The organism is Verrucomicrobiia bacterium, assembly GCA_019634625.1.
In the GTDB taxonomy this organism is placed as follows: domain Bacteria; phylum Verrucomicrobiota; class Verrucomicrobiia; order Limisphaerales; family CAIMTB01; genus CAIMTB01.
In genome coordinates, this window is record JAHCBA010000040.1 from 1 (window position 1) to 13,430 (window position 13,430).

Below are 13,430 nucleotides of genomic sequence, written 5' to 3' on the forward strand. Positions count from 1 at the left end.
GACTTTTCATCCGACCGCTGTTGCCTGGATTCAAGGTGTAGGTGACCTCGATGTTGCCGGGAAGTCCGCCGGCATAGGTGGCTTCCAGCATCAGGGCGGGGATTGGAAGGCCGAAGGTCATCCACTGGTAGGAGAACCGGGCGGGATCGATGCCGGTGCCCGACCAGGCAAAGTGGATCTCCGACTGGTTCATGGGCTCAGAGAAGATGAAGCTGAGAGTCGTCCCAGGAACCTGGAGTTGCTCGGTTGTGGGGCCGGCGAGCAACTCGGGTTGGGCCTGGGCGGAGAACGGGAGCCAGCCGGCGAAGGCGACGAGGAGGCTCAGGAACGGCGTGTGGAATCGGGAAGACGTACGGATCCGTTGCACGGATCGAGAGGCGGCCATCGGGCATCGGATTTCAACCAAAATCGAATCGGGTCCGGCCGGCGGGTCCGGCTGATTCGTCTGGTTTTGGGCGGGTGCCGGCTCCGCCGCTACAGCCCGCCGCGGGGATGCGCCGGAGCGATGGAAAGGCGGGGTGTCGTGGCTGGTGCCGGAGAAAGGGATGCGCTAGGAGTGGGCCTCATGTTCCAGCGGTTGCGACGGGAGGTCAGGACGCTGCTCATTGAAGAGGAGCAGGGCGAGCAGCAGGGCAACGCGCCGTGGTGGCGGCAGGCGGTGCGGTTCTGGGTGATGGTGGGGCAGAGCTTCGTGGGCAACCGATGTCCGGTGCGGGCCACGGCGCTGGCCTACTCCTCGCTGCTGGCGTTCATCCCTCTTCTGGCGGTGGTGATCGGCATTTCGACCAGTTTGTTGAAGAACGATGAAGCCCGGATACGCGGCTGGATCGACGACGTGCTGGTCAACCTGGTGCCGCAGTTGATGAAGACCGAGGAGTTCGCCGATACGAAGGACACGGTGGTGTCGTACATTCTCAGCACCATCGACAACGTGCAGAGCGGGACGTTGGGGACCACGGGCATGATCGCGTTGCTGGTGTTGATCCTGTTCATGCTGTCGCGGGTGGAGGAGACGATGAACGACATCTGGGGGGTGTCGCAGGGGCGGTCCTGGTACGCGCGACTGGTGAACTACTGGGCGGCCATCAGCCTGGGACCGGTGCTGATATTCGCGGCGATCGGGTTTTCCACGTCGCTGCGGCTGGGTCCCATCCGGCCGGGGAATCCCGAGTTCACCTCGGCGTCGCTGCGGGATGCGGCGTCGCTGGCGGCGCAGTTGAAGGCGCCGGACGACGCGGTATCGGCGTATCTGCGGGGGAGGTTGTCCCGGGAGACGGCGGGGGTGTTGGAGGGATGGAGTGGGGAGGGGCGGCTTCCGGAGGCATTGCGGGCGCAACTGGTGGCGGAGTTGAATGCGGTGGTGGCGGGGGACTCGATTTTCGAGAGCAACCGGTTTGCCGGGGTTCGGTTGCGGCCGGGGACCGAGCGGGCGGTGGGCGAGGCGGGGGTGGCAGTGGCGGAGGGGATCCCGGTGGCGCGACGGAACCGGTTGTTGCTGGAGGATGCGTATCCGGCCCAGGTGGTGCGAATGGACCGGAACTGGATCGAGCGGTTGCCGGTGGTGGGCACGATCCTGATCGCGCTGGTGCCCATCCCGCTGTTGGGCGGGGCGTGCGCGTTGTTTTATGCGCTGATGCCGAACACCCGGGTGCAGTGGCGGGCGGCGTTGGTGGGCGGGTTGGTGGCGGGGGTGTTGTGGTATTTGAACAACGAGCTGGGGGTGCGTTTCGTGACCGAGGCAACCCGCAACCGGGCGATCTACAACAGCCTTGCCGCGGTGCCGGTGTTCATGGTGGGGCTCTATTTCTTCTGGATGCTGCTGCTTTTCGGGGCGCAGGTGGCCTACACCTTTCAGAACCGGCACAGCTACCTGGCGGCGCGGCGGGTGGACCGGGTCCACCAGGCGGGACGGGAATTTGTGGCGTTGCGGATTCTGATCGAGACGGCGCGGGATTTTGTGCGCGGCGCGCCGCCGCCCTCGCTGGGGGTTCTTGCCGAACGGCTCGAGGTTCCCGGTCAACTGGTGAGCCAGACCCTCGCTGTGCTGCGCAGGACGCGGTTGCTGGTGGAAGTGAACGGGGGCGAACCGGCGTATGTGCCGGGGCGCCCTTTGGAGACCATCCGGGTGGCCGACGTCCTGGAGGCGATGCGGCGGGGTCTGGGGAGCCAGTTTCCGACGAGGTCGGATGAGGGACGGAAGATCGCCGAGGGGGTGTTGGCGGACGTGACGGAAGCGGAACAGGAGGCCGGAGGCCGGACCCTGGCGGAGTTGGTGGAGGGAATCGGGGCGCGGCGGGGATCGGGCGGGGGACGGTTGGAGGGGGGGGCGTGAAGGGCGTGAATTTCGCGCCTATTGCGTGGACGTCGCGCGACCGGGAGTCCCCATGAGCAGCGCGCTCCGTGGAGGAGGACAACGGCAGGCGCCGAGCCGGAGGCGTTCAGGGGAGTGGAGCATGCATCGAGGGTTCGCCTTCTGACGCCTGCGCTTCCAAGGAGTTACGGTGGCGCATCTTCGGGGCGGGCGATGTCATCCCGGCGAAGAGGAAAAGCGGGTGGAAGGTCTGGCACGCGAACTGCGAGGGGGAAATCCGTTGACACCCGGAAGGGGGTCTCCTAAAAACCCCGCACCGCTTAACCATATTTGCCAATGAACTCACTCCGTCAGCGCGCCAAGCGCGCATTCACCCTGATCGAGCTTCTGGTCGTCATCGCCATCATCGCGATTCTGGCCAGCATGCTCCTCCCCGCGCTCGCCAAGGCGAAAGCCAAGGCCGTGCGGATCAAGTGCGTCAACAACCTCAAGCAGATCGGTCTGGCGTTCCGCGTGTTCGGCACCGACAACGGGGATCGCTACCCGATGCAGGTGTCCACCAACGAAGGTGGCTCGGCGGACTGGTTGCCCGTCGCTGCGACGGGGGGTGCTGAGTTCACTTGGCGTCACTTCTGGGTGATGTCCAACGAGCTGACCACGCCTCGTATTTTGATCAGCCCGGCCGACTCCGACCGGTACGACGCCACGAACTTCACGGACATGGCCGTGAACAACAAGGCAAAGACTCGGTCCATCAGCTATGGCGTGGGGATCAACGCCGACGAGACCCGGCCGCAGATGATTCTGTCCGCCACCCGCTCGATCACATGGGATGGCCAGACGCCGTTTGCGTACAACAGTGCCAAGTCGGTCCGCGGCAACATCCCGACGCTCAACGCGGCGCAACAGGGCAAGGTCAAGACCCTGCAGTGGGACGAGAAGGCGATGCACCAGAACGCGGGCAACGCGGCCCTGTCGGACGGCTCGGTGCAGCAGCTCACCTCCGCCCGTCTCCGCGAGACGATCCTGAACTCGGGCGACACCGACAACAACTACTCGCAGCCCGGCAAGAACGCGGCGCAGTAAGATTCGGTTTCGAGGAACGCTTACAGCAGTCCTACATCACCACCCAGAGAGCGCCCCGGACAGCCGGGGCGCTTTTTTTTGTCGCGGTGAGGATGATGAAAATAATAGGTCAGGCTCAAAGATGATGACGCGGGGCTTCATTCGAAAATGCGCATTTCAGGGACTCGTGGCGGACGGTAAACAAAAACAAACCTGACGATTTGTCGCCTTCTACCAGGAGGGATTGCGTGGGGGAGCCAAGGAACATCCTGCGGATCCCAGTGGATGTTCCAACGACGGCATGGAGGGGGGCCTCTTGATCTCAAATCCGATTCGCGGATTTCTTCTAATATCTTTATAGCGTACTACTTATAGTTTGAATATGCCTTCAGTGGCGGGGGGGGGCCTGCCGATAGCCAGAGTGGTGAAATGGCGGATCGCCCCGGCGGCGCCGCACCCGGGTGCGGCATTGGGAGGCTGGTGGCGATGGAGGTTCAACTTCGGGTCGGCCCCATTCAGGCGGCGGGTGGCTTCTTCTTCTGATATTGCGAAAGGACTGCGTATGAACTCCTCTGGCTGCGTTTCGGATCGGCAGGGTTTGTTGACGAGTGGGGCAGGTGGAAGCTCCGGGGGTGCGGCGTCCGGGTCGAAGCGGGGAGGGTTGGCGTGGGTCTGGGGACTGGTTGGGATCCTGGGCCTGGGGTGGACCGCAGGCGCGGCCGAGGTGGCGGGGACGATTGCGTCCGCGACCACATGGCGGGCCGCGGACGGGCCGATTGAGGTGACGGGTGCGCTGACGGTGGCGGAAGGGGCGGTGCTGACGGTGGAAGCGGGGACGACGGTGCGATTCCGGCAGTACACCATGCTGGTGGTGCGGGGGCGGTTGGAAGCGGTGGGCACGGAGGCCGAGCCGGTACGGTTCGAGGGGACGCAGGCGTTGGCTGGTTGGTGGCGGGGGATTCAACTGTGGGAGGGCGGGTCGGCGCTGTTGGAAGGATGCCGGGTGGCGCACTCGGGTTACTGGGACGGGGTGGGAGTCATGCAGGCGGGGAGTGGGGCGCTGACGTTGCGGCGGACGGTCGTGGAGGAGGTTGCGGGCGACGGACTGAGGCTGGGTGCGGGGTACGGGGCGCTGGTCTCGGGAGAGAACCTGTTCCGGAACAACGTGCGCGGGGTTCGATTGGGAACGGGGGCGTCGTGGGACGATGTCACGTCCACGTTTGCCGGGAACCAGGTGGATGTGCATGTGGACGGGGGCGGGTTGGACGGGGAGGTGGTGTGGGGACTGAACGCGGCGTACTCGCTGTATCTGGCGGGTGGCGTGACGGTGGGGGAGGGGGCGCGGTTGACGGTTCGGGCGGGGACGGTGGTGAAGTTCGGGCAGTACGGAGCGATGTGGGTGGATGGTCTCCTGGAGGCGCGGGGCACGGAGGAACGGCCCATCCGGATGACCGACTGGCGGGACGACACGGTGGGGGGGGATGCGAACGGGGATGGGAACGCCACGACGCCGGGGCCGGGTTGGTGGCGGGCGTTGTTTGTTCGGAACAACGGTTCCGCGGTCCTGACGCACGGGAGCCTGCGTTACGCGGGGTACTGGGACGGGGCGGGGCTGCACAAGAGCGGCGCGGGCACGCTGACCCTGGACCGGTGGGAAGTGGGGCAGGTGGGGGGGCACGGGATGCGGGTGGATGGGAGCACGGGGGCCACGGGCATTGGGAACACGACGTTCACGGGGAACACGCAGTCGGGTCTCCATGTGAAGGCCAGCGACGTGACGGCGGCGGGCTGCACATTTGCCGGCAACGGGCACTACGGGGTTCTTCAGGAGGCATCCGACGGGTTGGATAATGCGTTGCAGACCTTTGGGGAGAACGGGCTGGGGAGTGTGGGGGTGCAGGGGGGAACGATGGGGCGGGATGTGACCTGGGCACGGGGGGGAGGGGCGGGATTTGTCATTGCGGCGCTGGGGACGATCACGGTGCCGGAGGGGCGAACGTTGACAGTCCTCCCCGGGGTGGAGGTGCGGTTTGCGCCGTACACCGGGTTGCGGGTGGAAGGCGGGCTGACCGCAGTGGGCACGGGAGGGGAACGGATCGCGTTTGTGGGGCGTGAGGCGACGGCGGGTTGGTGGCGTGGCATGGCGTTGGCCGGGGCGCAGGCGTCGCGGCTCGAGCATTGTGACGTGGCGCACGGCGGCTATTGGGACGGGGTGGGGATTGCGGTGACGGGAGCGGGGGCATTGACCTTGCGCGACACGGTGTTGCGGGACCACGGCGGGGACGGGTTGCGGTTGCCGGCGGGGTATGGGTTGCTGGATTCGGCGCGCAACACCTTTCGGAAATGCGTGCGCGGGGTGCGGTTGGGGCTGGGCGCCTCGTGGAGGGATCAGACTTCCGCGTTCCTGGGGAACAACGTCGATCTCCAGGTCGAGGCCGGGACGTTGACGGGGCCGGTGGTGTGGGGATTGCAGCCGGAGCGGTCGATGCATGTGAGCGGCAGCATCACGGTGGGGGAGGCGGCGCGGTTGACCGTCCTGCCCGGGACGGTGTTGAAGTTTGCCACGTACACGGGGCTTTGGGTGGACGGGCAGCTGGAGGCGCGGGGCCGTGCGACGCTGCCGATCCATTTCACGGATTGGCGCGACGACACGGCGGGGGGGGATGCCAACGGGGACGGGGCCGGGACCTTGCCGGCGCCGGGGAACTGGCGGGGCGTGTTCGTTCGGAACGCGGGTTCCGCCGACCTCGAGCACGCGACCCTGCAGTACTCCGGGTACTGGGATTCGGTCGGCCTGCAGAAGACGGGGACCGGGGACCTGACGCTCCGGGCCGTGGCGGTTCGGAAGGTGGCGGGCGACGGGGTGCGGGTGGATGGAAGCGGTGGGACGGTGCGGTTGGAGGGATGCGAACTGACGGACAACCGCGTTGGGCTGATGGTTCGAAACCGGGAGGTGCCGCTGGTGCTGGGTCCGTGTGGGATCTGGGGCAACACCGAGTTTGGCGTGCGGAATCAGGGTCCGGCCGAAGTGGATGCCCGGAGCGCGTGGTGGGGGGATCCCACGGGTCCGCGCCATGCGGCCCTCAATCCGGGCGGTCTGGGGAATGCGGTGAGCGACCGGGTCTGGTTCGAGCCATGGCGGTTGGAGTGGACGGACGATCCTGGGGAACGGCCGGCGATCGAGGCCGGGCCGTCACTGCGGGAGGCGCGGATGGGACACCACGTGGCGACGTTGGATGACGGGAGGGTCATGGTGTTTGGGGGGCATGGGACGGGGTTCCGTGCGTTGAGCAGTGCGGAGTCGTTTTTGCCGGGCGCCGGCGAGGTGTTGGTGCAGGGGATGCGGCACAGCCACGACATGGCGGTCTTTGCGCGGTTGGCGGATGGCCGGTGGCTGTTGGCGGGCGGGAGCGCGGACCTGGGGATTCCGCGGTATGCCGCGGCCGAGGTGTTTGATCCGGTCTCCGGCGGATTCGCGTCGGTTGGGGACCTGGTGCGGTTTCGGAGCGGGGCTGGATCGGCGGCCTTGAAGGACGGGCGGGTATTGGTGGCGGGGGCCTGGTGGACGCATAACGACGCGCACACCCGGGCGGAGTGGTTCGATCCGGGCGCGGGCGGGTTCGTGCCAGCCGGCGCGTTGAACCATCCGCGGGCGTATCCGGTCGTGCTGCCCACGGCGGATGGGGGTGCGGTGGTGCTGGGAGGGACGGGGGTGCAGGGGGGCGCGATGGTGACCGCGGTGGAGCGGTTCGATCCGGAAACGGGCGGGTTTGAGGTGGTGCGCGCGGAGCTATTTGAAGGGGAGGCGGGATGGGGACTGACGCAGGATACGCGGGCGATTGTGGATCAGCGGATGGAGGACGGCCGGTATCTGCTCCTGGCGCGCCGGACCGAGGGGGGGGTGACGCGGCACCGGTTGTTCACGTTTGATCCGGCGCATGCGACGGTAGTGCCGGTGGCGACCGAGCCCGGGTTGCCCGACAGCACGGAGGCCTCGTTGTGGCCGCCGGTGTTGGATCGCGGGCGCGGGGTGGCGCACCTGCTGGCACAGGTCAGCGGGGTGGCGGGAACGTCGATCCGGCTGTTGAGCGTCCGGCTGGCGGACTGGAGCTGGACCGACTCGATTGGCACGCAGCCGATCGAGCCGGCGTATGTGCTTTCGGGCGTGGGGATCGCGATGTTGTCGGATGGGCGGCTGTGGGTGACGGGTGGATCGGAGGATGGCAGTAATTTCCGGCCGGTGGCGCACACCTTCTTCCTCACGCCCCGGGGGGTGGGTCCGGTCGGGGTGCCTGCCTTGCGAGTCACCCGGGAGGGGCCGGGCCGGGTTTGGATCGACTGGGAGAATGCGGGTGGGGCGTACGTGCTGGAATCCTCGACGGATTGCGAGCGATGGACCCCTGTGTTGGCCGACCCGGTGGCGGCGGAGGGGAGGATGGGGGTGACGGTGGACACGGAGGGTGCGGTACGTGTGTACCGGCTCCGGTCCGCCACGGCTCGCTAAGAGCCTGTCTGAAAACTGGAAGGGGCCCTGTTGTCGCGGAAAAGGCCGGATGACGAGGCGCGAGGAGGGAGCCTGCCCGCCAGCGGTCTGTGACCGAGGAGCAACGAAGCCAGCCGGCCTTTTCCGCGACAACCCTTCGGGCGACGGTCCTTTCGGCCTGGGCCTGCGTTGGCTCGACCGTGACAGCCCGCTGCGGGGATGCGCCGGCCTCGCCGCCTTGGCCCAGGCCAAAACCCCTCGTCGCAGGGCCCCTTCCAGTCTTCAGACAGGCTCCAAGCCGCGGCCAGGCCCGGATCAGGGGAGGTGCGGGGTGTTGTCGCGGTTCCAGCGTCGGGCGACGCGCTCGCGGGCGCCGCGGTCGCGGTGAAGTTGGGCGGCGAGGTCGAGGCGGCGTTCGCTGGTCACGTGGCCGTCGCAGAAGAGGATATTGGCGCGCTGGTTGTGATGATCGAGGGGCCACTGACGTTCCTCGTACATACCGATGAAGCCGCTCCAGTCGCGGTCGCCGCGGCGTTTGAGGTCCCAGTTGCTGTCGCCGAGGGCGATCATGTCGGTGGGATTGCGGACGGCGGACGGTTTGGTTTCGCCATAGACGGGGTCGCCCTTGTACACGCCGAGGCCCTGGTTGGGAACGAGACCGGCGTAGGCGCCCCAGACATTGTAGCCGTAGCTCATGAAGCGGGTGCCGCCGGGGACGAGACGGATCTCATCGGCGAGGTAGCCGTCGGAGGCGGGGAGCCCGCTGCCGAAGGTGACCTTCCATTGGGCCTCCTCGGGGGCGGACGGGCATTTGAAGAGATCCACGCCACGGCCGGACCCGATGTGTTCCCGCAGTTGGGAGGGCCAGATCCAGGAGGCATCGCGGGGATCGATGCCGACCGGATAGTGGCCGTGGTCATCGGAGAAGGTGAAGAGGGCGATGCCCATCTGGCGGAGGTTGCCGATGCACTTGACGGATTTGGCCTTGGCCTTGGCGCGGCCGAGGGCGGGGAGGAGCATGCTGGCGAGGATGGCGATGATCGCGATGACGACGAGGAGTTCGATGAGCGTGAAGGCCGGGGAGGCGCGGCGCGGCAGGCTGGGGTGGGATGAAGAGGGGCTCATGGCTGGGATGAGACCGGGCGGGGGGAAAGGTCGTCAAGCGGCACTTCGGAGGGCCGGGTTCCACGAGGCTGCAAGGGTGTGGAGCGTTGGGTTGAGGACTCGCAGAGTTCGTCCCTCCGGCTCGCTGCCGCCTGACCCACGACTCCGGGATGCACGGGAACGGCAGGGATTACGAAAATGTTCTTCTCGATGGGAGGGGGATCATTGGAGAGTGGGTGCGCCGGTGATTGGAGTTCGAGACCCGTGAGGAGACGCATGGAAGTCGAGACGCAGACCAGACCAGGGGATGGCACCGAGGGGATGCGCGCGGCAGATCGGTGGCCGGGGAGCGGTGGCCCGGGTGGAAGCGCGCGTGGCGCGGTCGGAACGGGCCATGGCTGAGCGACTCGACCAGATTTTCGTGACCCTGCTGCACGGGGTGGCCGGGTGGTTTCCGGAGCCGTTGCGGGGGACGGTGACGTTGGTGTTGAGTTTGGGGGCGATGGCGGGGGCGTTCGGGCTGTTGTTCGGGTTGGTGACGGTGATCGAGCGGAAGGCGATCGCGCGGATGCAGAACCGGCTGGGGCCGAACCGGGTGGGGCCTTACGGGTTTTTTCAGTTCGTGGCGGACGGCATCAAGACGCTGACCAAGGAGAACATCGTCCCGAAGACGGCGGACCGGGTGGTCTTTTTCCTGGCGCCGCTGGCGCTGCTGGTGCCGGTGTGGCTGACGTTCCTGGTGCTGCCATTCGGCCGGAACATGGTGATTCTGGATCTGGATGCGGGGCTGCTGTTCTTCTTTGCGGCGGGGGCATCGACGGAGCTGGCGGTGTTCATGGCGGGGTGGGCGAGCCGGAACAAGTACTCGTTGCTGGGGGCGATGCGGGCGATCGCGCAGATGTTGAGTTACGAGGTGCCTTTCATCCTTTCGACGGTGGGGGTGATCATGGTGGCGGGCTCGCTGTCGACGGTGCGGATTGTGGAGGCGCAGGCGGCCGGGGCGGGGGAATGGCTGGCGAACTGGAATGTGTTCACGCCGTGGGGACTGGCGGCGTTCCTGGTGTTCCTGCTGGCGGCGTTTGCGGAGTCGAACCGGTCGCCGTTCGATCTGCCGGAGGGGGAGTCGGAGATTGTGGCGGGGTATTTCATCGAGTATTCGGGGTTCAAGTTCGCGATCTTCTTCATGGCCGAGTACCTGGGGATGTTCGCCAGCAGTGCGATGGCGGTGACGTTGTTTCTGGGGGGGTGGACAGCGCCGGTGTCGTTCCTGGAGTGGGTGCCGTCGTGGATGTGGTTTTTCGGGAAGCTGGGGGTGTTGATCGCGCTGTTCATCTGGGTGCGGGGCACGACGCCACGGCTGCGGATGGATCAACTGATGGACTTTGCGTGGAAGTTCATGCTGCCACTGGCGCTGGTGATCCTGCCGGTGGTGGTGGTGTGGGATGTGCTGGGGCGCGGATGGCTGGGCTGGCTGGTGTGCGGCCCGATCCTGGCGGCGGCGTATGTGCTGCTGGGCCGGGCCCTGGCGGGGCGGCGCCGGGTGCGTCCGCGAACGTACCGGTACGCGACCGGCTGAACCGATGAGCCCGCTCTTCTATCTGCTGGCGGCGATGACCCTGGGGGGGGCGGTGGCGGCGATGACCCTGCGCAACCCGGTGCATTGCGCGCTGTGCCTGGTGGTGACGTTTGTGGGGCTGGCGGGGGTGTTTCTCGGGTTGGGCGCCGAGTTTCTCGGGCTGGCGCAGGTGCTGGTTTATGTCGGGGCGGTGGCGATTCTGCTGGTGTTCGTGCTGCTGCTCACCCGGAGCGAAGATGGCGAGACGCCGTCGCGATGGCAGGAAGGCTGGCGCTGGGGTGCGGCGGGGGGGGTGGCGGTGACCCTGGTGCTGGTGGCGGTGGTGCTGCGTCCGGGACTGGCGGTGCGGGAGGTCCCGGCCGAGCGGCCAGGGGTGGTGGATCTGGGGGAGGCGCTGATGACGGACTACGTGCTGCCGCTGCAGGTGGTCGGGGTCCTGTTGACGGCGTCGATGATCGGCGCGGCGATTATTGCGTTGAGGCCGAGGGGTGGAGGCGCGGGACGCCGGGACGGGAGGGACGGATGAACCCGATCGTGCCGCATCTGGTGCTGGCGGTGCTGTTGTTTGCGATCGGGATGACGGGAGCGCTGCTGCGGCGGAACGCGATTCTCACGCTGGTGGGGATCGAGTTGATGCTGAACGGGGCGAATTTGAGCTTTGTGGTGTTCTGGCGGTTTGGTCCGCATCCGGACCCGCACACGGGGGTGATGTTTGCGTTGTTTTCGATTGCGGTGGCGGCGGCCGAGGCGGCGGTGGGACTGGCGTTGATCATCGCCTTGTTCCGGCATCGCCGGACGACGGCGCTGGAGATGGCGGACAGCATGCGAGGCTGAATGAACGGGACGGCGAGCCATGTGATGTGGATACCGCTGCTGCCGCTGGTGGCGGCGGCGGCGATCGCGCTGATGCCGCGTCGGATGACGCGGTGGGCGATGGGACTGGCGATCGGGTCGATGGTGGGCGCGCTGGTGCTGTCGGTGGCGGCGCTGGTGGGGACGCTGGGCTGGGAATCGGCGGGTCCGAGGTTCACGAACGTGCCGTGGTTTCCGGTGGGGAGCGGTCAGGTGTCGCTGGGGATCCTGTTGGATCCGCTGGCGGCGATCATGCTGACGATGGTGAGCGGGGTGGGGCTGGCGATCTTCGTGTTCAGCGTCGGGTACATGGCGCACGACGACAACGCGACGCGGTTCTTTGGATTTCTGGCGTTGTTTGCGGCGGCGATGCTGGGGCTGGTGATCGCCAACAGCCTGCTGCTGCTGTTCCTGTGCTGGGAGTTGATGGGGCTGGCCTCGTACCTGCTGATCGGGTTCTGGTTCCAGCGCCCGGCGGCGGCGGCGGCGGCGAAGAAGGCGTTCATCGTGACGCGGATCGGGGATTTGGGATTGTTTCTCGGGATGCTGTGGTGGTTCCACGAGGCGGGGACCCTGTTGTTTTATGATGGGGGCGAAGGCTGCCTGGAGGGTCCGGCGCTGGCGGGGATGACGGCGACGATGGTGACGGGGTCGTTGAGCGTGGCGACGGCGGTGGCGCTGCTGTTGTTTGTCGGGGCCATCGGGAAGTCCGGGCAGGTGCCGCTGCATGTGTGGTTGCCGGACGCCATGGAAGGGCCGACGCCGGTGAGTGCGTTGATCCATGCGGCGACCATGGTGGCGGCCGGGGTGTTCCTGATGGCGCGGGTGTATCCGCTGATGACGGGCGGTCTGGGGGTGACGCTGGGGGATGGGGGGGATGCGGCGTTGGTGGCGATCACCTGGGTGGGGGCGGTGACGGCATTTTTCGCGGCGTTGGTGGCGGTGGGGCAGAGCGATCTGAAGCGGATCCTGGCGTATTCCACGGTGTCGCAGCTTGGCTACATGTTCGTGGGGTTGGGGACCGGCGGGGTGGGGGTGGCGATGTTCCACCTGGTGACCCATGCGGTGTTCAAGTCGCTGCTGTTCCTGGGGGCCGGATCGGTGATCCACGGGTGCGGGGACGAGCAGGACATCCGGCGGATGGGCGGGTTGCGGCGGTGGATGCCGGTGACCTTTGCGACCTATGCGGTGGGGATGATGGCACTGGCCGGGGTGCCGCTGTTCTTCTCGGGGTTCTGGAGCAAGGACGAGATCCTCCACGAGGCGTGGCTGTGGGAGCCGAGCCGATGGCCGTTTGTGCTGGGATTGGCCGGGGCGGTGCTGACTGCGTTTTACATGACCCGTCAGGTGGCGACGGTGTTTTTCGGGCCGTACCGGGGCGGGGGAACGGCGGTGCATGAGAGTCCGGGGGTCATGACCGTGCCGCTGGTGGCGCTGGCGGTGGGGGCGGTGGGGCTGGGATTTCTGGGAACGCCGGCGTGGCCGTGGTTCCAGGCGTATCTGGCGGGGAACCCGGTGGTGTTCGATGCGGGGCGGCTGGGGGAGGCGATCCCGCTGATGCTGGTCTCGACGGGGGTGGTGGCGGTGGGGATCGGGGCGGGGTGGTGGGCGTATGGGCGGACCCCGCGCCGCACGGTTGAGGCGGCGGATCCGCTGGAGGCGAGGGTGCCGCGGGTGTTCGGGGCATTGCGCGACCGGATGTGGGTGGACGAGTTGTATGAGGTCACGTGGGTGCGGGGTCAGCGGTGGGTGGCGTCCGGGGTGGCGTGGCTGGACCGGTGGGTGATCGGCGGGTTGGTGGCGGGGACCGGGGCGCTTTTCCGGGGTGTGGCGGTGTTGGCGCGCTGGATGGACGAGAGGGGGGTGAATGCCGGGTTTGACGCGGGGTGCGCCGGGACGCGGCGGGGTGGCGCAGGCGTGTCACGGCTGCAGGGCGGCCGGGCGCAGCGGTATCTGAGTGCGATGGCGCTGGGAGGCGCGGTGCTGGTGGGGGTCCTGGTGTGGGGGTTGAGAACCGGATGAAGGACAGGACGCACCCG

The 13,430-nt window shown here is 67.3% G+C and carries 9 protein-coding genes; 7 read left to right on the top strand and 2 right to left on the bottom strand.

Features of this window, described 5'->3' with window-relative positions; genetic code table 11:
• Positions 1-367, bottom strand: a 367-nt coding sequence (locus tag KF833_19240; GenBank protein ID MBX3747449.1) for a hypothetical protein, incomplete at its 3' end; no start/stop codon positions are given.
• Positions 368-565: 198 nt separating this feature from the next.
• Between KF833_19240 and KF833_19245 the strand changes: the two genes are divergently transcribed.
• The 3 genes from KF833_19245 (at position 566) to KF833_19255 (ending at position 7,880) form a co-directional block, all read left to right on the top strand.
• Positions 566-2,332 carry a YihY/virulence factor BrkB family protein gene (locus KF833_19245; protein ID MBX3747450.1) on the top strand — a complete coding sequence of 589 codons (1,767 nt, stop codon included), beginning with the start codon at positions 566-568 and terminating at the stop codon, positions 2,330-2,332.
• 315 nt (positions 2,333-2,647) lie between these two features.
• Positions 2,648-3,397: a type II secretion system protein gene (locus KF833_19250; protein MBX3747451.1), complete on the top strand. Its 750-nt coding sequence runs from the start codon at positions 2,648-2,650 to the stop codon at positions 3,395-3,397.
• 541 nt (positions 3,398-3,938) lie between these two features.
• Complete coding sequence (locus tag KF833_19255) at positions 3,939-7,880, top strand: right-handed parallel beta-helix repeat-containing protein (GenBank protein ID MBX3747452.1); 3,942 nt, start codon at positions 3,939-3,941, stop codon at positions 7,878-7,880.
• 294 nt (positions 7,881-8,174) lie between these two features.
• On the opposite strand, the gene KF833_19260 is transcribed toward KF833_19255, so the two are convergent.
• Positions 8,175-8,984: a DUF1559 domain-containing protein gene (locus tag KF833_19260; protein MBX3747453.1), complete on the bottom strand. Its 810-nt coding sequence runs from the start codon at positions 8,982-8,984 to the stop codon at positions 8,175-8,177.
• Between the two features lie 373 nt (positions 8,985-9,357).
• Here KF833_19260 and nuoH point away from each other — a divergent pair, with 373 nt between their 5' ends.
• The 4 genes from nuoH to nuoL are packed head-to-tail and all read left to right on the top strand — an operon-like array spanning position 9,358 to position 13,413.
• Positions 9,358-10,539: an NADH-quinone oxidoreductase subunit NuoH gene (nuoH, locus tag KF833_19265; GenBank protein ID MBX3747454.1), complete on the top strand. Its 1,182-nt coding sequence runs from the start codon at positions 9,358-9,360 to the stop codon at positions 10,537-10,539.
• Between the two features lie 4 nt (positions 10,540-10,543).
• Positions 10,544-11,065: an NADH-quinone oxidoreductase subunit J gene (locus KF833_19270; GenBank protein MBX3747455.1), complete on the top strand. Its 522-nt coding sequence runs from the start codon at positions 10,544-10,546 to the stop codon at positions 11,063-11,065.
• Positions 11,062-11,373 carry an NADH-quinone oxidoreductase subunit NuoK gene (gene nuoK, locus KF833_19275; GenBank protein ID MBX3747456.1) on the top strand — a complete coding sequence of 104 codons (312 nt, stop codon included), beginning with the start codon at positions 11,062-11,064 and terminating at the stop codon, positions 11,371-11,373. The genes KF833_19270 and nuoK overlap by 4 nt, the downstream gene beginning before the upstream one ends.
• Positions 11,374-13,413 carry an NADH-quinone oxidoreductase subunit L gene (gene nuoL, locus KF833_19280; GenBank protein MBX3747457.1) on the top strand — a complete coding sequence of 680 codons (2,040 nt, stop codon included), beginning with the start codon at positions 11,374-11,376 and terminating at the stop codon, positions 13,411-13,413.
• Positions 13,414-13,430 lie beyond the last annotated feature (17 nt).

Excerpts from the sequence above, each read along its gene's own strand:
- KF833_19255 (MBX3747452.1), top strand. The coding sequence starts at position 3,939 with ATGAACTCCTCTGGCTGCGTTTCGGATCGGCAGGGTTTGTTGACGAGT.
- nuoH (MBX3747454.1), top strand. The coding sequence starts at position 9,358 with ATGGCTGAGCGACTCGACCAGATTTTCGTGACCCTGCTGCACGGGGTG.
- nuoL (MBX3747457.1), top strand. The coding sequence starts at position 11,374 with ATGAACGGGACGGCGAGCCATGTGATGTGGATACCGCTGCTGCCGCTG.
- KF833_19260 (MBX3747453.1), bottom strand. The coding sequence starts at position 8,984 with ATGAGCCCCTCTTCATCCCACCCCAGCCTGCCGCGCCGCGCCTCCCCG.
- KF833_19270 (MBX3747455.1), top strand. The coding sequence starts at position 10,544 with ATGAGCCCGCTCTTCTATCTGCTGGCGGCGATGACCCTGGGGGGGGCG.
- KF833_19245 (MBX3747450.1), top strand. The coding sequence starts at position 566 with ATGTTCCAGCGGTTGCGACGGGAGGTCAGGACGCTGCTCATTGAAGAG.
- nuoK (MBX3747456.1), top strand. The coding sequence starts at position 11,062 with ATGAACCCGATCGTGCCGCATCTGGTGCTGGCGGTGCTGTTGTTTGCG.
- KF833_19250 (MBX3747451.1), top strand. The coding sequence starts at position 2,648 with ATGAACTCACTCCGTCAGCGCGCCAAGCGCGCATTCACCCTGATCGAG.